At 64.4% G+C, this 19,862-nt stretch carries 18 protein-coding genes and 1 tRNA gene; 8 read left to right on the top strand and 11 right to left on the bottom strand.

The window, feature by feature from the left end; all coding sequences use genetic code 11:
- Positions 1 to 60: 60 nt before the first annotated feature.
- On the top strand, positions 61 to 348 hold the full coding sequence (locus tag ACQ86A_RS02945) for an acyl-CoA thioesterase domain-containing protein (RefSeq protein WP_431279133.1): 288 nt from the start codon (positions 61 to 63) through the stop codon (positions 346 to 348).
- 105 nt (positions 349 to 453) lie between these two features.
- The gene (locus tag ACQ86A_RS02940) at positions 454 to 2,178 is read left to right on the top strand and encodes a cation:proton antiporter (RefSeq protein ID WP_431279132.1); all 1,725 of its coding nucleotides are present in this window, start codon (positions 454 to 456) and stop codon (positions 2,176 to 2,178) included.
- Between the two features lie 18 nt (positions 2,179 to 2,196).
- On the opposite strand, the gene ACQ86A_RS02935 is transcribed toward ACQ86A_RS02940, so the two are convergent.
- The gene (locus ACQ86A_RS02935; RefSeq protein ID WP_431279131.1) at positions 2,197 to 2,379 is read right to left on the bottom strand and encodes a multidrug transporter; all 183 of its coding nucleotides are present in this window, start codon (positions 2,377 to 2,379) and stop codon (positions 2,197 to 2,199) included.
- 107 nt (positions 2,380 to 2,486) lie between these two features.
- Between ACQ86A_RS02935 and ACQ86A_RS02930 the strand changes: the two genes are divergently transcribed.
- On the top strand, positions 2,487 to 3,662 hold the full coding sequence (locus ACQ86A_RS02930; protein ID WP_431279130.1) for an alcohol dehydrogenase catalytic domain-containing protein: 1,176 nt from the start codon (positions 2,487 to 2,489) through the stop codon (positions 3,660 to 3,662).
- Between the two features lie 98 nt (positions 3,663 to 3,760).
- Here the strand turns inward: ACQ86A_RS02930 and ACQ86A_RS02925 are convergent, their stop codons facing one another.
- Complete coding sequence (locus ACQ86A_RS02925; protein WP_431279129.1) at positions 3,761 to 4,420, bottom strand: TetR/AcrR family transcriptional regulator; 660 nt, start codon at positions 4,418 to 4,420, stop codon at positions 3,761 to 3,763.
- Positions 4,421 to 4,539: 119 nt separating this feature from the next.
- On the opposite strand from ACQ86A_RS02925, the gene ACQ86A_RS02920 reads away from it, so the two are divergent.
- Positions 4,540 to 6,033: an MFS transporter gene (locus tag ACQ86A_RS02920; protein ID WP_431279128.1), complete on the top strand. Its 1,494-nt coding sequence runs from the start codon at positions 4,540 to 4,542 to the stop codon at positions 6,031 to 6,033.
- Positions 6,034 to 6,289: 256 nt separating this feature from the next.
- Here the strand turns inward: ACQ86A_RS02920 and ACQ86A_RS02915 are convergent, their stop codons facing one another.
- The 9 genes from ACQ86A_RS02915 to serS form a co-directional block, all read right to left on the bottom strand.
- The gene (locus ACQ86A_RS02915; RefSeq protein ID WP_431279127.1) at positions 6,290 to 6,562 is read right to left on the bottom strand and encodes a hypothetical protein; all 273 of its coding nucleotides are present in this window, start codon (positions 6,560 to 6,562) and stop codon (positions 6,290 to 6,292) included.
- 379 nt (positions 6,563 to 6,941) lie between these two features.
- Positions 6,942 to 7,967: a hypothetical protein gene (locus ACQ86A_RS02910; RefSeq protein WP_431279126.1), complete on the bottom strand. Its 1,026-nt coding sequence runs from the start codon at positions 7,965 to 7,967 to the stop codon at positions 6,942 to 6,944.
- Between the two features lie 11 nt (positions 7,968 to 7,978).
- Entirely contained in the window at positions 7,979 to 8,941 is a 963-nt protein-coding gene (locus ACQ86A_RS02905; RefSeq protein WP_431279125.1) for a hypothetical protein, read from the bottom strand.
- A complete protein-coding gene (locus ACQ86A_RS02900) occupies positions 8,893 to 11,241 on the bottom strand; it encodes a fibronectin type III domain-containing protein (protein ID WP_431279124.1) in 2,349 nt (782 codons plus the stop codon). The genes ACQ86A_RS02905 and ACQ86A_RS02900 overlap by 49 nt, the downstream gene beginning before the upstream one ends.
- Before the next feature lie 41 nt (positions 11,242 to 11,282).
- Positions 11,283 to 12,803 (bottom strand): hypothetical protein, encoded by a 1,521-nt coding sequence (locus ACQ86A_RS02895; protein ID WP_431279123.1) that lies wholly within the window; start codon positions 12,801 to 12,803, stop codon positions 11,283 to 11,285.
- A 487-nt stretch (positions 12,804 to 13,290) separates the two neighbouring features.
- Positions 13,291 to 13,375: transfer RNA gene (locus ACQ86A_RS02890), tRNA-Ser, on the bottom strand.
- A gap of 92 nt (positions 13,376 to 13,467) precedes the next feature.
- Positions 13,468 to 14,784 carry an LCP family protein gene (locus ACQ86A_RS02885; protein WP_431279122.1) on the bottom strand — a complete coding sequence of 439 codons (1,317 nt, stop codon included), beginning with the start codon at positions 14,782 to 14,784 and terminating at the stop codon, positions 13,468 to 13,470.
- Positions 14,785 to 14,917: 133 nt separating this feature from the next.
- On the bottom strand, positions 14,918 to 15,721 hold the full coding sequence (locus ACQ86A_RS02880) for an HAD family hydrolase (RefSeq protein WP_431279121.1): 804 nt from the start codon (positions 15,719 to 15,721) through the stop codon (positions 14,918 to 14,920).
- A complete protein-coding gene (gene serS / locus ACQ86A_RS02875) occupies positions 15,718 to 16,983 on the bottom strand; it encodes a serine--tRNA ligase (RefSeq protein ID WP_431279120.1) in 1,266 nt (421 codons plus the stop codon). The genes ACQ86A_RS02880 and serS overlap by 4 nt, the downstream gene beginning before the upstream one ends.
- 68 nt (positions 16,984 to 17,051) lie before the next feature.
- Here serS and ACQ86A_RS02870 point away from each other — a divergent pair, with 68 nt between their 5' ends.
- The 4 genes from ACQ86A_RS02870 (at position 17,052) to ACQ86A_RS02855 (ending at position 19,858) form a co-directional block, all read left to right on the top strand.
- A complete protein-coding gene (locus ACQ86A_RS02870) occupies positions 17,052 to 18,041 on the top strand; it encodes a diacylglycerol/lipid kinase family protein (protein ID WP_431279119.1) in 990 nt (329 codons plus the stop codon).
- Positions 18,042 to 18,144: 103 nt separating this feature from the next.
- Entirely contained in the window at positions 18,145 to 18,351 is a 207-nt protein-coding gene (locus ACQ86A_RS02865; RefSeq protein WP_431279118.1) for a hypothetical protein, read from the top strand.
- A 30-nt stretch (positions 18,352 to 18,381) separates the two neighbouring features.
- Positions 18,382 to 19,302 carry a hypothetical protein gene (locus ACQ86A_RS02860; RefSeq protein WP_431279117.1) on the top strand — a complete coding sequence of 307 codons (921 nt, stop codon included), beginning with the start codon at positions 18,382 to 18,384 and terminating at the stop codon, positions 19,300 to 19,302.
- Positions 19,292 to 19,858 (top strand): hypothetical protein, encoded by a 567-nt coding sequence (locus tag ACQ86A_RS02855; protein WP_431279116.1) that lies wholly within the window; start codon positions 19,292 to 19,294, stop codon positions 19,856 to 19,858. The genes ACQ86A_RS02860 and ACQ86A_RS02855 overlap by 11 nt, the downstream gene beginning before the upstream one ends.
- Positions 19,859 to 19,862 lie beyond the last annotated feature (4 nt).

Raw genomic sequence — 19,862 nt, 5'->3', positions numbered from 1 at the left:
CGACCATCACACATCCTTCGCCGAGCTCCTGCGCGCCCCGGCTCGCCCGCCGACCGGTACGTGCTGCGGACCGACCAGGCCGCGAGCAACAACATGGGCGCCGTGCACGGTGGAACGGCCATCGCAGCAGCGGCGACAGTGGCGGAGACGGCGATCGCCGAGGCGGACCGTCCGGCGCTGCGCGTTCGATCGCTTCGCATCCACTACCCGAGGCCGACCGTTCACGACGTGCCGGCCGAAGTGGATGCGTTCGTGCGCTACCACGGCCGAACGCTCGCTCTGGTCGACGTCACGACGAGACAGAACGGTACCGAGCGCACTCTCACGCGCGTCATCGCGGAGCACTGACCCCATTCAGGCTGGCCGATCTGCATCGGCTCGCCGGCCACCGCCGTCGACAGACGGTGCGCTTGATGCCACCCTGGGACAACGAACCGTCAGAAGGAGCGTGCCATGGAGATTCTGATCGTGTGCGTCCTGGCCGTTCTCGCGATCGCGGCGGCTTCGCAGGCGTCAACGAGGATGCGCGTCGCTTCGCCGCTCATCCTCATGGTGCTCGGGATCGTCGCGAGTTTGGTGCCGTTCATCCCCGACCTTCCGCCGATCGAACCCGAGGTGATCCTCGCCGGCGTGCTTCCGCCCCTGCTCTACTCGGCGGCCGTCTCGATGCCCACGATGGACTTCCGACGCGACTTTCGGGCGATCGGCGGCCTGTCCGTCATCCTGGTGCTGCTCAGCACAGCCGTCATCGGCGCCCTCTTCTTCTGGCTCATCCCGGGCCTCGACCTGCCCGTCGCCTTCGCACTCGGGGCAATCATCTCGCCGACGGATGCAGTCGCCACCGCGATCGTGAAGCGGCTCGGCGTCTCACCGCGCATCGTCTCCGTTCTCGAAGGCGAGAGCCTCCTCAACGACGCCAGCGCGCTGGTGCTGCTGCGCACTGCGATCGCCGCCACGGCGGCCGCCGTCTCGTTCTGGAGCGTGCTCGGCGAGTTCCTGTACTCGGTGGCGATCGCCGTCGCGATCGGCGTCGTCGTGGGCTGGGTCAACTTGCGCGTGCGCGCGAAGATCACGGATGTCGCCGTCGCGACCGCGCTTTCGTTCACGATCCCTTTCATCGCCTCCGTTCCGGCGGAGTTCCTCGGCGCATCCGGCTTGGTCGCTGCGGTGACCGCGGGTCTCGTGACCGGACGCGGCGCCGCTCGATGGCTCTCGCCATCCCACCGACTGTCAGATGAACGCAACTGGCGCACGATCGAGCTGTTACTCGAAGGCGCCGTCTTCCTGATCATGGGTCTCGAACTCTCAGCCATCCTCGGGGACCTTACCGGTTCGGGAACGGTGCCCCAGGCGCTCGTGCTCGCGCTCCTTGCGATCGTCGCGACACTAGCGGTCCGGGCAGTGTTCGTCGGCTCGCTGTTGCGCGGCCTCAAACGCACCGCGGAGCGTTCGGCGGAACGCAAGAAGGACGTCGAGACCCTTCAGGCACGGGTCGATCAGCTCACTGGCACGGAGGAGACCTCCGACGCCGAGGCTTCCGGCAGGGAACGACAGATCCTCCGCTGGAATGCGGACCAGGCCAAGCGCTTTCGCACACGCGCGGCGCGCTTCCTCGCTGACGTCGACTATATGCAGAGCCAGCCGCTCGGGTTTCGCGAGGGCACGATCGTCGTTTGGGCCGGCATGCGGGGCGTCGTGACACTGGCCGCCGCCCAAACCCTCCCCACGGGCACACCGCACCGCTCGTTCCTCATTCTCATCGCCTTCTTCGTGGCCACGGCATCGCTTGTGATCCAGGGCGGAACGCTCGCTCCGCTAGCGCGCTGGCTCGGCCTCACCGGTGTTCAAGCCGACATCAAGGAGCGCAACCGCCTGTCACAAGAGCTCGGCGAGACAGCTCGAGCGGCCCTCGAGAAGAGCGGCATAGACCGACGCGCGCTCTTCGCGCGCAACGCCGACGCCGACGCCTCCGCGGGTGAGAACGTACCGGATCCGTCGCCGGATCAGGAGAAGTTCCTAGCCTTCCGGCTCACGATGATCGAGGCTCAACGCACCCGACTTCTAGAACTGCAGAAGACGGGAACCTACTCGTCTGGCGCACTGACCTGGGCGCTCAAGTCATTGGACGCCGACCAGCTCAGCATCGAGCTCCGCGCACCGGGGGCCAACAGCGAATAGTTTGGCGCGCGACAGTCTTCAGTCGGGTGCGCCCGGACGCGCGTTCGCGTCGTCGCGGATGTCGATGCGGATACGAGAACCTGACGTCGTCGTCTCGATGCGCGGCCGCGCGTCGGCGTCGGTCGATTTCGGCGCAGTGGTGAGCTGATCGTGTCTCTTGTCCTCGGGCGTTTGTCCATCGTCCGGGTCGGCGTTGGTCAAGTGCGCTCCTTTTCCACGGGGGCATTCGTCATCACCAATCATCCAATCGTCCGTCTTCCGGCGGAACCCCCTTCCGCCGCTTCCGCTCCGAGGGTACAAAGCGGTTCATGAAAGCATTGACTTGGCAGGCAACGAAGAAGGTCGCGGTCGTGGACGTGGCCGAACCGCGAATCGAACAGCCGACCGACGTCGTCATCCGCATCACATCGTCCGCGATCTGCGGCTCCGATCTGCACCTGTACGACGTGCTCGGCCCCTTCCTCGCCGCCGGTGACGTCCTCGGCCACGAGCCGATGGGAATCGTGGAGGAGGTCGGCTCGGCCGTGCGAACGATCGGCGTCGGCGACCGCGTCGTGATCCCCTTCGTGATCGCCTGCGGGGAGTGTTACATGTGCGCGCAGGGGCTTACGACGCAGTGCGAGACGACGCAGAACCGCGACCACGGAACGGGCGCGAGCCTCTACGGGTACACGGAACTGTACGGGTCGGTCCCAGGCGGGCAAGCGGAACGACTCCGGGTACCGCTGGCCGACTTCAACGCGTTGAAGGTCGGTCAGGAGCTCCCGGACGAACGCTATCTTTTCCTCAGCGACATCCTGCCGACCGCTTGGCAAGGCGTCGAATATGCGAATCTGCCAGAAGGCGGCGTACTGGGTGTCATCGGGCTCGGGCCGGTCGGTCAGTTCGCGAGCCGCATCGCCGTACAACGCGGTCATCGCGTGGTCGCCGTCGATCCCGTGCCTGAACGGAGAGCGATGGCAGAGCGCCACGGGGTCGACACCTTCGATCTCAGCGACGACGCTGCGGAGTGGTTACGCGAGGCGACGGATGGGCGGGGTCCGGATGCGGTGGTCGACGCGGTCGGTATGGAGGCCCACGGCAACCCGGGCACTGCGCTGGTCCAGTCCGCGGTCGGCCTGCTTCCGGACCCGGTAGCGAAGAAGCTGATGACGACTGTCGGGGTGGATCGCCTGTCAGCGATGATGCTCGCCCTCGACAGCGTGCGCCGCGGCGGCACTGTCTCGCTCAGCGGTGTGTACGCCGGCGTCGCCGACCCGCTGCCTTTGATGAACATGTTCGACAAACAGATCTCTCTGCGAATGGGTCAGTGCAACGTGCAATCCTGGCGCGAGGACATCCTGCCCCTCGTCGAGGACGCGGCCGACCCCCTGGGTACCGAGGACCTCGTCACCCACCACGCAGCACTCGCCGACGCAGCGGCGATGTACGACCTCTTCCGCGACAAGGAGGACGGCTGCGTCAAAGTAGTGCTCCATCCGTAGGGTGGCGGCCGCTTACAGCTCTGCCATCGCAGTAGCCGTCTGCCACAAGCGGTCAGCGTTCGCGGTGGCGGAGAACCGCAGCAGGGTGGGACGCCTCGCTAGTTGTCCGGTCCCGCCAACAGGCTGCGGAAGATCTCACCGAGGGGATCGGCGAGCTCGTCTGCACCGGCGGAGGCGATCGGCTGCATCGAGGTGGACGCGCGGAGCATGACGATGCCTTGCATCGTCGCGATGGCGATCTGGGCGCGGAGGAGAATCGGGGCAGCCGCGGCGTCGTCGGGGTTCCAGCCGGCAGCCGCAGCGAGCCTCTCCGCGAAGTGCTCCAAGGTCCTGCGACGGATGCGGTCCGCATTCTCGTCACCGGAGGAACGCACCAGCAAGAGAAGTTGGAGCGGGTCGTCGCCGTCGGGTGCGTTCACGACGCGGGCGACGAGGCGTTCGATCACGTCATCGAGATCGGATGCGCGGGGCGACGTCTGCGTGTCGAGTTCGTCGGAGGTGCGCTGCACGCACGCCTCGAAGAGACCCTCCTTGGACGTGAAATAGCGGTTGATCAAGGCGACGTTCACGCCCGCGTCGGCTGCGATCTGCCGCACGGTCGTGGCCCGATATCCCGACGTGGCAAATCTGCGGCGCGCCGCCCTGACCAGTGCCCGCTGGGTCGCGGCGGCGTCCCGCCCTGACCGGACCAACTCGTCGTCTGCGCACAGCGCCGACTCTGCGAGTACTCCGGTGGACTCCTTCGCCACACTGCTCATGTCTCCACTTCCCACACGCCACTGTAACCGTCGCCCTGTAAGTAAACAACGGTTGACACTTGTCATACGTTAAGGAATACTCGTCAAGTCAGCAACTGCTTACATCGCGAGGAGAGTCAATGTCCGCCACCGCCCAGAGTCCCGCCACCGGCTCGATACCGGCCCAGGCTGGTCATGGCGCCAAACGTCCGAACAGCACCGCGATCATCCTGTTCCTCTCGCTCGGCGGTCTGTCGTTCGCGGTGCTGCAGTCGCTTGTGGCACCGGCACTGGGCACGATCGGAAAAGATCTGGGTGTCGCGACGGCCGATGCGAGCTGGGTGCTGACCGCATACCTGCTCTCGGCTGCAGTGCTGACCCCGATCCTCGGTCGCCTCGGTGACATGGTCGGCAAACGCAAGATCATCATCGTCGTGCTCGTGCTGCTGCTGGTCGGCACCGTGCTCGCGGCCCTCGCACCCAACCTCGGCGTCCTGATTATCGCGCGCGTCCTGCAGGGTGCCGCCGGTGCCGTGATGCCCCTGTCGATCGGTATCGTGCGTGACGAACTGCCGCGCGAACGCGTCAGCGTCACCATCGGTCTGCTGTCCGCCATCTTCGGCATCGGCGCCGGCGTCGGCATCGTCGCCGCAGGCCCGATCGTCGAAGCCCTGTCGTGGCACTGGCTGTTCTGGCTTCCCGCGGTGCTCGTCGCGATCGCCTTGCTCGGCGCCATCTTCGGCATCCCGGAATCCCCGGTGCGCACGCCCGGTCGTCTCGATGTAGTCGGCACCGCAATTCTCTCGGTCGGTCTCGTTGCCGTTCTGCTTGCGATCAGCGAAGGGGAGAAGTGGGGCTGGGGCGACGGCAAGACCGTCGGCTTGCTCGTGCTGGGTGCCGTCGCGCTCATCGCGTTCGTCTTCGTGGAACTGCGCGTGAAGAACCCGCTGATCGACGTCCGACTCTTCAAGCACCGCGGCGTCTGGACCGCCCACGTCGTCGCGCTCGCATTCGGTTTCGCGATGTTCGGCACCTTCATTCTCGTCCCGACCCTGCTGCAGCTTCCGACCGTCCTTGGCTACGGGTTCGGCAAGAGCGTCAGCGAAGCGGGTCTCTACCTGCTTCCCACCGTGGTCGCGATGGTTATCTCCGGTGTCGTCGCCGGTATCCTGATCCGCCGCGTCGGTCCGAAGATCCCGATGATCCTCGGTGGCATCTCGGTCACCGTCGCCTTCCTCATCCCGGCGCTCGGCCACTCCGACGACTGGCAGATCATCCTGTCGGGCGTACTCACCGGTATCGGTATCGGCTTCGCACTCGCCGCGACCTCCAATGCGATTGTCGAAAGCGTTCCCGCAACGCAGACCGGTGAGGCGATCAGCGCCAACACCGTCATCCGAACCGTCGGTAGCAGCATCGGCACGGCCGTCATCGCCGCCATCATCTCCTCGAACGTCTCGCCGCAAGGTGCCCCGACCGACGACGCCTTCACAATCGGCTTCTGGGTCTCGGCAGGCGTCGGAGTACTCGGTATCCTCGCCGCGCTGGTCGCACCGTCGGTGCGCGCACGCCGTGCCGAAGCGGCAGCGGCAGGCGTCGACGACTTCGACGAACTCGAGGCGACCGCGAAGTAGGGTCACCGATCAGCAGCGGTTTCACCCGATTGTGCGCAAAATGTGCGCAAACGTGGCGCCAGCGAACCATCAGCCGAGACGAACTCGAGCAGTGTCTGTCCCGACGTCCTCAAGGGGTTAGTGACGGTTCGACCATGATCGGGCTCTGTTCGTCACGCGAAATGAGCATCAGTCACGGCAATCTGTCGACTCCTACCGGTTGCATTTGATCCGTTGCTTGCGAAGCAGCCTGCGAATGCGTAGCGGTGGGGGGCAGTTACAAGTCGCGTTTTGCCATCCATCGAGCAAGGAAGATTCCAGCGATACCGACCACAATCAGCACGACCCCGATCCACACCAAGACGGTCGCGCTCTCCTCCCCAGGCTTATTGATGCTGCCCACCCGAGTTGTCACGAAGAACATACCGACCACGATGGCAAGGCCTGGCGTCACTAGACGCATGTAGAGCGGCCCATATGGGTAGCGATACTTCCTCGGTTTCGCGTTCGACTCGCCTGCTCTGCGCTGGTCTTCCTCCACGTCAGTCACTCTCCTCTATCCCCGAAAGCCTCCGAGCGACGCTGACCGGATCTTGATGCTTCGAAGAATGGCGATGGCCCGAAGCCCCAGTAAATCATTGGGATGCCGGGCCATTCAAAAGGGCGGAGGGCGTGGGATTCGAACTCTATCCTTGGCTCAGCGACGGATTGATTTCGACGCAGAATCCGCGGGAAATCAACGAAGTTGAGCCTCTTGGAGGCCAGCTCGATGTCCCCCGATCGCGCCCGATTGTGCGCAAAATGTGCGCAAATTAGTTCGCGCGCGGAGATCATGATCGGCCAACCGGCGCCTGGCGTACCGGGTCTGCCCGAAATCGGATTCGATCCGTCCGTGCGGCGCAGAACCGACACAATTACGACTCTGTCGCTTATGACTCGTCGGTGTGGAGCGCTGCGCCGAGAGCGCGGGCCAGCTGGGTGAAGCCCTCGACGATCTGGGCCCATCTGGAGCTGTCCGCGCCGGCTGGCTCGAGTAGGAGTGCGCGTAACTCGCCCGACACTACCGACGTAGTGACGGCCGCGCCCAACTCGCTGAGGACGGTAGCATCGTCCTGCCGAAGAGCATCCTCTAGCGGCCCGCTCTCAGCCTCGAACCGTAGCTCGGCCAGGGCCGCGGCGACTCGGTCAACCGGTAGTGGACGTAGGCGGCGCGGATCATCTAGCTCGTCGGCAGACCCGCGAGCAAGGATGTACTCGCCGCCGACTTCGCCATCGGGCTCGTTCACTTCGAACGTCTGGGAGTTGAAGGCCGGAGGCCGCCGGACGTCGGCGCCGCACGGAACGGTCGGCTTTGTCAGCAGAGGGGCGAGCACAGATGGGCCACGGAGCTCATCCCTGGTCGCTTCAACCAACCACTCGCCGCCGTTCAGGAGCACAACTTCCCTGAGTCTCGACCGCGCCCGCGTCAGCGGGGTGCCGTCGACCACACTCGCTGAAAGCCGGGGGACGATGTCCTGGATCGGGACGAATGCGCGGCTCGGGCCGAGGTAGATCCCTGTCATATTCCGGTGGATCACGCGCTTGTTCGGGTGCCAATCGTAGACGCGCCAGTTGGTCTCCGGTAGAGCCTTCGCGCATACGAGATACACGTAGTGCTCGATGCTCTCGCCCGCGAAGATCGCCCGTTCGGACTCTTCGCTCCCGGGGGCGACCCCGATCGCCTCACCGACCGCCCAGCGAGCATCGCGCGGGACACCCGGACAGCCAGCGTCCACAAACTGGACAAACCATTCCCAGAGCGGTACCAAACTGTCGACAGTGGCATCCATCGACTCGATCGGCCCATCGGTTGCCGCCATCCAGTGAGCGAGGTCGACGAGGCGAGCAGCCTGACGCCCGGCGACGAAGTCCCTGAAGCGGTCGGCGTCAGCGCGAGAAATCTCCATGAAGTGCATCGTCCGAAAGCCTATGGGAAGTGAATGTAGAAGGGCGTGCCGGTTCTTTCGAGCTCTTTGAGGAGTTCAAGAGAAGGCCCGATCTTGCCGGTTCGATTGCTCGCCAGGAAGTGCCACGTCACCGAATCGGCTGTGTTCGCCGCGAGCAGGGCGCGATCCTTCCTCAGTTGTGTGAACGCGAAGATGCCCCGAACGTAACCAACCTTCACTTCATGAAGATGCCGCAATAGGCCGGTGGTCACGATCGCGTCCGGAAACCGGCCACCCAAGACCACGCCGTCGCCCTTTCCAGGAGCAGGGATCAAGGTGTGTTTGTATTGCGGCACTCCCGTGAACTCGCGGAGGAAGCGCTCCCCATCGGCACCTGTGTTCATGAACGTCGGCAAGCCGTGCGGGTACGGAGGTTTCGCCAAGAGCGCGCTGGAGTCCAGGAGGCGCTTGAGGTAATCCGTGCTGTTGCTCACAATGATCCGCGCCATACCGGCGTCGTTCATGCCGCGCGCTTCGAGCCTGCCGATTAGCCCGGGTTCGAACTGCCGCATCACGTCAATGAAGGCGCTGTCGTCTGCATGCATGACTTGGAGAAGCAGCCTCACCGCAGCACGTGCATCCTCTCCGTGGAGGTGCGACATCGCGCGAACGATCTTGGCTGCCGCGCCCGTTGCATCCCCAATTAAAGGGATGAAGCCGACAGCGACGAGTCCGGCGTTGAAGATGTTGCCTTCGAGGATGTTCGCGACAAAGTCGCGCACATCGCCGTAAACCGCGATGCTGCTCAGGATGTTGCCCACGAGCCATGGGAAGGAGTCTCGGCGGCACACGTTGTTGTCTCCGCAGAACGCTCCGAGCGCGAAGTCTGTGAGCCACTGAACTTGCGGGAGCATCTCGTTGCGGTTCACAGGGTCGAGACCGGAATCCGCGTGCTCTACCTCGAACCCGTCACTGAAGCCATCGCTGTCGGTGTCCGCCAGCATCGGGAAGGTTCCCCAGTCGCGTTCGGCGGAGTCGTCGAGTCCGTCCGCGTCCATATCGGCATCGAGCGGATTGAGATTGGATTCGACTTCCTCGGAGTCACCGACGCCATCGCCGTCACCGTCCGAGCGTGAGGGATCGGAGACGACGTTGTAGATGGTGATCGGGTCTCCCGAAGTCCACCCCCGAGCTGCGCCGAGGTCAGGGGTTCGCCGACCTCCTGGCTATCGTCCATGCCGTCGCCGTCTGTGTCGGCGTTTTCCGGGTCGCTGTAGAAGACGTCATTCACGCCGAGCCCGAGCGGCCCCTTCAACGATGCCGGCGTAATGCCGTGAAGCTCGATCCAGTTGCTCAGGCCATCGTGGTCGTCATCTCGGAGCTTCTGCGCCTCGTCGATCTGTCCATGCGGGATCTGCCGATTGAAGGCAATCACGCTCATGCTCGGCACGTACGTGAAGGTACCGCCCGTTTGATCAGCGACCTCCTGCAGCCAGCCGCCGCCATTGGCGTTTTGCGAGCCGACGGCCAGTACATGCACGGGCCGGTCGCTCCGGTCCACGAACGGGAGGTGTGCAGGTGCTTCTCCGGGACCCTCCCACACACCGTCATACGAGACCGGCTGCTCCGCACCGTCAGTGACAATAACCGTGGTGTCAATGCGACAGGTAACTGCCGGATTCGGGTTCTGTCCCAGCTGATAGGGGTTGGCCGTGGCCTTCCCACTGCTGGCGAGGTCCCTGAAGCCATTCGCCGCAAGAGCTGCTCCGGACGCGGAAGCTTCGAAGTTCGATGCCAAGGTAGCCATGAATGGATCGCCTCCGATGCCCCATTCGCTGGCCGCGCGGGCTGCCATCTCGTCCACGAAGGCGTTCGCCTGAGCCTTGGATCCCACGTGCGAGGAGTCTCCGGTCTCGACAGGATCGGATACCAGCGGCAGCGCCGCCCAGCCGGGAGCGAAGTCTGCGATGACGATTCGGAAGTCGTTTACGGTGATGGCGTCACCGCGCTGCAGGGAGTCGATGACCGTGTGGAGAGCGTTGAAACGCTCACCGGTGACGTCAGCTGCTTGGACGCTCGGTGTCTCGTCCATGATGATCGAAACGTTGAGTGGCGCGTTGCCGGATGAAGCGCTGTCACAGACGCGTGCGTGTCGCTTCCATTCGTCAAGGTCCACGACCGCATATCGCACGCCCAACGACGGCGATTGGATGGAGATCGTCGAATCAACGGCGGAGTAGACCGCCGGGTTGGCCGCCGCATCCCACACATTCCGCTCCGTGTCATACGCGAGGACCTGGAGTGGAGTCGCGGCTGAGACCTCAGCGCTGGTCGTCTCAAGCTTCAACGCGGCGACCGCAGAGGGTGAGGAATTGTCGAAGTCGGCCGGCGGGACGATGGTCGCCGTTCTCGACAGAACACCCGGGATCCGCACATCCTCAGTCGACTCGAGTGAGAATTCTGCTGTGACGGCCGCGAGCGAGGAGATCGTGGCCGTCGCGCCGACGGCCTCCATCGGCAGTTGGGCCGGCGCCTCGGCGTCGGGAACCCCGTCGGCGTTGCTATCGCCCGAGAGCGGATTCAAAGAGAGCTTCTGCTCAAGCCCGTCCGAGAGCCCATCCGCATCAGAGTCGCCTTTCGAGGGGTCGGTGCCGTGCTCGATTTCCTGGCCATCCAGAACCCCGTCACCGTCCATATCGGGATTGTTTGGCGCCGTCCCACCCGCGAGTTCGTTGCTGTTGCTGATCCCATCACTGTCGACGTCTCCATCTGCGTCTCCGATGCCGTCTCCGTCGGAGTCAAACGATGTCGGGGAGAGTTTGGCGGTGAATTGAAGGACTTCTATCGCGTCGCTGAGACCGTCGTGGTCGGTATCTGCAACGGTTTTCTCGGTTCCCGCGCGCTCTTCAAGGATGTCGGGAAGGCCGTCGCCGTCCTGGTCTGCTTCTTCCGCGGAAGGTGCCCGCGGTTGGATGGGATCAGACTCTGCACCATCGCCGTTGGCGTTCGTCGCATGGACGCTGATCGAATAGTCCGTTCCGTTGTCGAGGCCGTCGAATGTGAGAGCGTTTTGAGACCAGTAGTCGGCTGCAATGGTCTTCGTCTTGCCGCCCGGCTGCGCGGTGACGGTGTAGCTCGTTACCTGACTGCCACCATCAAATTCGGGCTGGTCCCAGTAGACGTCGAGGGATCCATCGCCGAGGCGCACAGTAACGTTCGTTGGCGCGTCCGGTTCCCGGGACGGGAAGACGAGGGTGCTGGCTCCTTCGCCGTATCCGATCGCGTTGTTGGCGACGACCGTCACCCAGTAACGCGACGCGAACTGAAGGTCGTGGAGTTCGACGTTTAGGTCCGTCGTGTTGATCTCGTCGTATGTGTGAGTGTCATAGCCGCTGATGCGGACTGTGTAGTCGAGTATCGGACGCCCACCATCGTCGGCGGGGGAAGCCAGGACAAAGTCGCGTCGTTCCGATCCAGGGCGACAGTGAGCGCCTGAGGCGCGGTCGCGTAGGAGGGATTCACGGTGACGCGCATCGGAGCGCTGGCGAGGCTCGAGCCGACGATGTTCCGCGCGGTCACCGTTACTGTATAGGTTCCCTCCGGGAGCGGAGTTAGTGTCGCACTCGGGCCGGCATCGGCCGGAACAGTCAGGGTGTGGTTGCCCGGCTGGGCGGTAATCGTGTAGTCCAACACAGGAGTGGAGGCGGAGGCGACTGCGCCCGCCCACATAACGGCGACGCCCCGACGGACCTGCCATGCCTGCGCCCAGTCGATCCGCTGCGGAACCGCTTGGACCGTGACCGTTCGCTCGGCTGACCACTCGGAGACTCCCGTGTCCGACTGCACATACACGTGCCACCGGTACGTGCCCGCCAGACCCTGGGGCTTATAGATGATTTGTCCGTCGGCAGCTACCGGCACCCAGTCGGACCGAACCGGCAGATCCGTGTCCACAGTCACGATCGCGACAAGAGCCCAGTGCACCAGATCCGGCTGCGCCGTCGATGCGACGAACGTCGGGGTCTGCCCGATTACGGCTCCGTCTTCCGGTGATACCAGCCGGGGTTGCTCGGGCGGCAGGATAACGCTGATCGTGACCCAATCGCTCCAACCGCTGCTGGAAGCTATCCCGGCCAACGCGTCCGGCCATACAGTCTCGACACGCAGACGATACTGACCATCCACCTGCATGACATCGCTCGGGACCGTACCGGACGCTGTTGACCATTCGGGAAAGCTGTCATCAGTTCGTTGCCCGGAAAGCTCCATCGTCGACAACATCGCGGCGCCTTCATCGACGGGCCAGACCTCGACATGGAAGGTGTAGTCCGGCGCATCGGGCGACGCGAAGTCGCCGGTCGTTGCATCGTCATACGCGTTCACGACGAGCTTCGGAGTCGTACTCCAGGCAACGGGTCCGGCTTCGTTGTATCCACCCACCTCGAGCCCGAGATCGGCGACGGGTGGGTTCTCAAACGTGTACTGACCGCCGGTGTCAGCGTGGGCCTCAGTGGGAACCGCGACGGCGAGCGTCCCGACAAGCGCCAATGCCACCACGTGAGCGACCACTGCGAACCATGTGCCGGATCTGCGAACCCGCATCGACCTCATCACTTCCCCCACGAAGTAAAAGCGCCGCCCGATCGGCGATGGGGCATTTCTATAAGAGTTCACAGATTCTGCATAGAACTTGCAACGAAAACACACCCGAAATGGGGAGGAAAGCGCGCGGACGGTGACATCGCCGAAGGCATGGGATTCGAACTCTATCCGGGGTCCAGCAGTGAGTTGCCGATGACGCAAAAACCGCGGGAAATCAACGAAATTGGGTGGTTCAGAACCCCGCTCAATCTCCTTCGGTTTCACCCGATTGTGCGCAAAATGTGCGCAGACGGGGCGCCATCGAACATCCACCAAGACGAACTCACTCGCCGAGCAGCGTCCGGGCCCGGGCCCGAGCCGAGGCCATCAGGCTACCCCTTGACAGGTCAGCCCACTCCCGTACGTTCGTTTGTGCACTAACCGGATGGCAGGCCGGACCGCGGGGATGCGGACGGCATACTGCAACCCCAGTTAGCGGCGGCGGCCCATCGGCTGCTGTGGGCAGAATATCTTGGTAAAACGATTTGGCCAATCGTTTCGGCACGACAATAAGCAAGCGGATCGACCCTCGTCAACTGCCAAAGCGTGCCAAAAAGCCAAAACTTGCCAAACCAAACGCGCCCTCGAAACGACGCGAAGCCGAGCTCTACTCGGCTGCCATCAGCACGAACGAGGCTTATGGCGTATGACCACCCGAGTGCGAGCGCCTGGATCTGAGCATTCCGCAGGGATTCAGACCCCGCCTACGAAGCGGAGGGCGTGGGATTCGAACCCACGAGACATTTCTGCCCACCAGTTTTCAAGACTGGCTCCATCGGCCGCTCGGACAGCCCTCCAGATGCCGGCGCGAACCGGCGTGCCGGCGCGAACCGGCGTGCCGGTGCGAACCGGCGTCGCCCGATTCTAACGGACGAGACGATGCTGGGCGTCAGCCGCCGAACGGCTTCGAGCAGGTGTACTCGCTCGCCGTCTGACCGTGGACGTTCGATGGGAGGTCGACCGTGCCGCCCGCATCCGTCGAGCCGTCGCTCGAACCGCTCGACGAGCCGTCGGTCGGCGTGCCCGTCGCCGGAGCACCGGTTGCAGGTGCGGTCGGCGTACCGGTTGCGGGGGTACCTGTCGCCGGTGCGTTCGGGTCGACCGTCGAACCGACGCCGGCGTCGCCCGTCAGCGCGATCGACTGGTCGTTCTTGAGCGCGTTGAACAGTGCCGTCGCCGCGGAGGTGGTCGGCTCGACGCCTCCGCCGCCCTCGACGTAGTGGTTCGGGTACTGCACGAACACGACCTTGTTGAGGTCGATGTTCTTGAGCGCGACGGCCATGGAAGCGATCGTTCCGACGTTGTTGAGGCTCTCCGAGAGGGTCATGCTGCTCGTGGCCGCCTTGGCCATCCCGTAGACCTTCACCGGGTTGGCGAGGGTGTCTGCGCTCTTGATCGTACGCACGAGCGAGGAGAGGAACACCTGCTGGTTGCTGATGCGGCCGAGGTCCGATCCGTCGCCGACGCCGTGGCGGGTGCGGAGGAACGCGAGCGCCTGCTGGCCCTCGAGCGTGTTCTGACCCGCCTTGACGTCGAGGCCCGTGTACGGGTCCTTGATGTCGCCCGCGACACAGACCGGCACGCCGCCGACGGCATTCGACATCTCGATCACGCCGTCGAACTCGATGACGCCGGCGTACGGGATGTCCATCCCGGTCAGCTTCTCCACCGTGAGAACGGTGCACGCGAGCCCACCGTAAGACAGGGTGTTGTTGATCTTCTGCCGGCTCATCGCGCCGAAGTTGCCGCCCTTGGGGTCGGGGCAGGAAGGGATCGCGACGTAGAGATCGCGCGGAAAGCTGATGACGGTCGCGTTCTTGTGATCGGCCGAGACGTGCAGCAGCATCGTCACGTCGTTCAGCACCTCGCCGCGGTTGCCGTATGCGGCATTGCCGCCGCCCGAGTCGCTACCTGCCAGCAGCACATTGAACGCGCCGTCCATGGCGCCGACCTGCGGCGCAGCAGGCAGGGGGTCACCCTTGGCGTCGACGAGTTTGACCGACGGCTTGAGGCTGGTCGACACATCCCAGATCGCATAGGCAGCGACGGATGCGCTGCTCACCGCGACGACGCCGATGACGGCCGCGAAGATCATGGCGATGAAGCGGAAGGGGCGGTGCTGCTTGAGTCGTCCGTGGCGTGCGATCGTCGGACCTGCTGACGTTTCTTTCGCACGCATCTGCGTACGGGTAGGCAACTCGCTCATTCACTTCCTTTCATCGCGCACTCCGGCCAGTGCGGCTCGGAGGGTTACAGGATGGGCGCCCGTGAGTGGGCACGGACTTCAAGCGTCTCAAACCACCCTGGAAAACCTCTGGACAGACACGCAGAAGTGCTGGTCACAACGAATTGAGAACCTCGGCGAGACCGTCTTCGACCAGCGGATCTGTGACCTGCGTCGCGACGGCTTTGACCTCATCCGGAGCCTGCCCCATCGCCACCGCGCGGCCCTCGGCGCCCGCCCAGAGCAGCATGTCGATGTCGTTGCGCCCATCACCGACCGCGATCACGCGGGACCGCGGGATGCCCGTCGCCGCACGCACTCGCTCCAGCGCGGTCGCCTTGTTCACGCCGTCGGGAGCGATGTCGAGCCAGGCTGTCCAGCCGATGGCGTAGCTGACCTTGTGCAGCCCCATCCGCTCGACGATCGACAGGAACTGCTCCTCATCGTGCTGCGGCGAGATCACCACGACTCGGGTCGCCGGATGCGCGCTGAGCTCCTCGAAGGAGACCTCCGTCCCGTTCGCCAGCTCCCATTCGCTCATCCCGGCGGTGTAGCGACGGAACCCGGTCGCATCCTCGACCATGAAACTGCCGCTCGGCAGGTACGGCCGGATCGTCTCGAGCACCTCGGTCGGGTCGAACGACTCGATGAACTCGCGTCGGTAACCGCCCTCGGCGGTTTCGTCGCGCCGCATCGTGAGGGCACCGTTCGCGCACACGACGTATTCACTCGTGAGGCCGAACCGCTCGTGGATCCCGCGCGCCGTCTCCCAGCTGCGTCCGGTCGCGAGCATGACTTCGTGCCCCGCTTCGCGCACCCGGGTGACGGCTTCGAGCACGGCCTGGCCGATGGTCTCGTCCTCGTGGATGAGCGTGCCGTCGACGTCGAGCGCGATCAGCAGGCGGTCGGAGTCGCTCACCGGGCGATCGGCTCCAGCACGGCGAGCCCGCCGAGGTACGCCCGCAGCGGCTCGGGCACGATCACCGACCCGTCGGCCTGCTGGTGCGTCTCGAGAATGGCCACGATCCAGCGCGTGGTCGCGAGCGTTCCATTGAGAGTCGCGACCGGAGCGGTCTTGCCGCTCTCGGTGCGGTACCGGATGTCGAGGCGGCGCGCCTGGAACGTCGTGCAGTTGGACGTCGAGGTCAGCTCACGGTAGTTGTCCTGCGTGGGCACCCAGGCCTCGATGTCGAACTTGCGCGCAGCGCTCGACCCGAGGTCGCCCGCGGCGGTGTCGATCACTCGGTAGCTGAGCCCGAGATCCTGGAGCATGTCTTCCTGCAATTGCACCAGGCGAGCGTGCTCAGCCTCCGCCTGGTCGGGCAACGTGTGCACGAACATCTCGAGTTTGTTGAACTGGTGCACCCGAATGATGCCGCGGGTGTCTTTCCCGCCCGAGCCGGCCTCTTTGCGGTAACACGTCGACCACCCCGCATAGCGGAGCGGTTCGGTCACATCGAGGATCTCGTCGGCGTGGTACCCGGCGAGCGCGACCTCGCTCGTGCCGGTGAGGTAGAGGTCTTCGCCCTCGATGCGGTACACCTCGTCGGCATGGGCTCCGAGGAATCCCGTGCCCTGCATGATCTCCGGCTTCACGAGGGTCGGGGTGATCATCGGCGTGAAGCCAGCGGCGAGCGCGCGATCGAGCGCCATGTTCATCAGGGCGATCTCCAGGCGCGCGCCAACGCCGCGCAAGAAGTAGAAGCGGGCCCCCGAGACCTTCGCGCCCCGGGTCATATCGATGGCGCCGAGCAGTTCGCCGAGTTCGAGGTGATCGCGCGGCTCGAAGTCGAACGCAGGCTTCTCCCCGACCGTGCGAAGGGTGACGAAGTCGTCTTCGCCGCCAGCCGGAACGCCGTCGATGATCACGTTGCCGATGCCGCGCACCAGCTCCTCGAAGCGCGCATCCGCCTCGTTCGCGACCTGCTGCGCCTCTTTCACGCGTGCGGCGAGACTCTGCGCCTGAGCGACCAGTTCCTTCTTCTGCTCCTTGGGCGCCGCCGCGACCTGCTTGCCGAACAGATTCTGCTCTGCGCGCAGCTCCTCGAAGCGCGTGATGGTGGAGCGGCGTTCGCGATCGGCCTCCAGCGCCTCGTCGACCAAGGTGGTGGAGTCACCTCGGGCCACCTGCGAACGCTTGATGAGGTCAGGGTTTTCGCGGAGGATAACTGGATCGATCACTCGGACAGCTTATCGACCACGGCACTTCGCATTCGGGTTATCCACAGGGACCGAGTAGCGTGAGCGGGGTGACCGAACCCGACCGCGCCGCACCCGCCCGGGTCGCGGTCGTCTACAACCCGATCAAGGTCGACGAAACCCGCGTCAGAGCGGCTGTCGACGCTGCCGCGACGAACGCCGGAATCGCGGACGTGCTTTGGCTGTCCACGACAGTCGAGAACGAAGGGCAGTCACAGACGCGCGAAGCCCTGGACGCCGGTGCGACCCTCGTTCTGGCTGCCGGAGGCGATGGAACAGTACGCGCCGTGGCCGAAGCCCTCCGGGATCAGGATGCGGCCCTCGCCATCGTCCCGTCGGGCACCGGCAACCTTCTCGCCCGCAATATCGGCATCCCACTCACCAGCCTCGACGACGCTTGCGCGATCGCCTTCCAGGGCAGGACTCGGGCAATCGACATCGGCATCGCCACAACAACCGACGAGAGTGGCGCATCCGTCGACCGCGCCTTCCTGGTGATGGCCGGTCTCGGGATCGACGCGGCGATGATGGCGAACGCACGCCCCCAGCTGAAGAAGCGGGTGGGCTGGCTCGCCTACGTCGACGCGGGATTCCGCGCGCTCCCGAAGTCCAAGAAGGTGCGCGTCGGCTACTCCCTCGACGGCGGTCCGACACGTCTGGCGCACGTCAGCACCATCCTGGTCGCCAACTGCGGCAGCCTGCCTGGCAACATCGAGCTCATCCCGGATGCCCTCGTCGACGATGGGATGTTCGACATCGCCATCCTGCAGCCCAAGTCGATCTTCGGCTGGCTCATGATCTGGCGAAAGGTGACCTGGGAGAACCGGGTGCTGCGCAAGTCCGCCCTCGGACAGCGGATCATCCGTATCACCGACCGCGCCGTGCGCACCGAGCTGAGCTACTTGCGCGGCAGCACGGTACGCCTGACCGTCGACGTGCTCGAACCCTTCGAACTCGACGGGGATGGGGTCGGAACGGTGACCGAAGTGCAGCTGACAGTCGACCCCGGCGGCCTCAAGGTCAGGGTGCCGAACGGGTAAAAGTCTGGCGTGTGAAATATAATATAAGCATTAAGTATCTCCAATTCGAACCGTAGCCTCGTACCGAGATCGCGACTGCGCGATCCGGAAACGGGGAGACATCATGCCTGCCAGCGCCGTCATCATGCCGCATGTGAAGGTGGAGTTGTATCGGGCCTTCAACTACGGGGACTCGTACGGACAGGTCAGGCACTACAACAAAGTCAACGGCAAGGCCATTTACGCGCCCTGGGTTGGGAAGAACAATTGGTCGACCCAGAACTCTTGCGCGGTTGGCGCGAAGGACCCCTACTACGGCTTCAAGAGTTGAGTCGGGCCGACCTTGAGAACAGGGCGAAGCATGACCGTGGTCGCGGCGGCAGTTGCCGTCGCGACCACGCTGACTGCCTGTAGCGAGGTGAGCGCATCCAACTCAATGACAGCGGCGCATAGCGCCCGCCCGTCGACCGACGAACCCGTACCGAACTTCACCGGGCCGTACGCGGCCAGGTTCGCGGAGGCATACCGGAAGACTACGAGTGATCTCGCGCACCGGATCTTGTCTAAAGAGTCCATTACCGATCAGGACTATGCCGCGATCAGTGGCATCTACGTCAAGTGCATGACGAACAAGGGATTCAAGGTTCATATCGACGGGCCGACCGGGGAGATGACGATCTCGGATGTACCCACCGATGCGGACGTAGACGCTGCCAACGCCGCGGATGCGACGTGCAACGCAGACTTCGCCGAGATCTCCTCGCTGCGAGGTGCCCTCTTGATGAACCCGCAGAACCTCGACATGAACGAGATAGTCGTCGCTTGCCTGATCAAGAAGAAGGTCGCTCCCCCGTCGTACACCGCGAGCAAATATGCGCACGATCTTGAGACGATGACGTTCCCCTTCGACGAGAACTCGGGGGATTCGGTATCTGCATCAGCAATCCGCTCGGCCTCACGTCGGCACATTGATGCGTCGCGCGCCACGGGGAATCCCCGCATTCGCTGCCGTGAGCGTGGCGTGCATCCTGGCCGCTGGTATAGCGCTGGGTGCTCTCCTGGCGCCTGCGCGTGTCCCCGACGAACTTGCCCCCGAGGTGACTGCGAAGACGGCTCCCGCTACGAAAACGGACACCGCGGATGGGCAGAACGTCAATCTCGTCGTGACGACGTCGACGGCGCACGACCTCACCTCGAACGTCTCCGGCGTCATCACCGCGACCACCTGTGTTCCCGGCGGCGAGGCAACGTCTGGGACTTCCAGCTTCTCGGTGAACGATGAACCGATCATCTACTTGGCCTCGGCCCAGCCACTCTGGCGCGACCTCGCGATCGGCGATAAGGGGCAGGACGTCAAATCCCTGCAGACGGAACTCGGGCGCCTCGGTATTGCGGTCGCGGAGAACGGAGTGTCCGAAAGGTCGACTCTTGCGGCGACGAATGAACTGGCACGACGCAATGGTTCCCGGACAGCGCGACAGTCTCTGGAGGTGGGTCAGTACACCTGGCTGCCTGCACCATCCGTCTCGGCGCAGAGTTGCGAGTTGGGCGTTGGAGATCAGGTGACAGCGGGAGCAACCCTGTCGAAGCTTCCTCAGGGGATCTCGGCCGCCCGAATCGAACCGAGCCCCATCAACGTGATGCCTGGCGCGCGGGTAGTCGCGATCGACGACCAAGCCATCCCTGTCGACGCGACCGGTGCGGTGACCGATCCGCGCGAGCTCGACAAGATAGCGCTGTCGACGGCGTACCGGAACGCGCGCCTGGGAGCCCTCCCGCCGACGCAGCGCCGCCCACGAAAGAAACCGCGCCCAGCGACGGCACTGTCATCGCGGTGACCTA

It is taken from the genome of Leifsonia poae, from assembly GCF_050632195.1.
GTDB classification, from domain to species: domain Bacteria; phylum Actinomycetota; class Actinomycetes; order Actinomycetales; family Microbacteriaceae; genus Leifsonia; species Leifsonia poae_C.
This window is presented reverse-complemented; position numbering and strand designations above follow the sequence as displayed.

Excerpts from the sequence above, each read along its gene's own strand:
- ACQ86A_RS02925 (WP_431279129.1), bottom strand. The coding sequence starts at position 4,420 with ATGAGCAGTGTGGCGAAGGAGTCCACCGGAGTACTCGCAGAGTCGGCG.
- ACQ86A_RS02940 (WP_431279132.1), top strand. The coding sequence starts at position 454 with ATGGAGATTCTGATCGTGTGCGTCCTGGCCGTTCTCGCGATCGCGGCG.
- ACQ86A_RS02885 (WP_431279122.1), bottom strand. The coding sequence starts at position 14,784 with ATGAGCGAGTTGCCTACCCGTACGCAGATGCGTGCGAAAGAAACGTCA.
- ACQ86A_RS02910 (WP_431279126.1), bottom strand. The coding sequence starts at position 7,967 with ATGCACTTCATGGAGATTTCTCGCGCTGACGCCGACCGCTTCAGGGAC.
- ACQ86A_RS02905 (WP_431279125.1), bottom strand. The coding sequence starts at position 8,941 with ATGCTGGCGGACACCGACAGCGATGGCTTCAGTGACGGGTTCGAGGTA.
- ACQ86A_RS02865 (WP_431279118.1), top strand. The coding sequence starts at position 18,145 with ATGCCTGCCAGCGCCGTCATCATGCCGCATGTGAAGGTGGAGTTGTAT.
- ACQ86A_RS02930 (WP_431279130.1), top strand. The coding sequence starts at position 2,487 with ATGAAAGCATTGACTTGGCAGGCAACGAAGAAGGTCGCGGTCGTGGAC.
- ACQ86A_RS02860 (WP_431279117.1), top strand. The coding sequence starts at position 18,382 with ATGACCGTGGTCGCGGCGGCAGTTGCCGTCGCGACCACGCTGACTGCC.
- ACQ86A_RS02920 (WP_431279128.1), top strand. The coding sequence starts at position 4,540 with ATGTCCGCCACCGCCCAGAGTCCCGCCACCGGCTCGATACCGGCCCAG.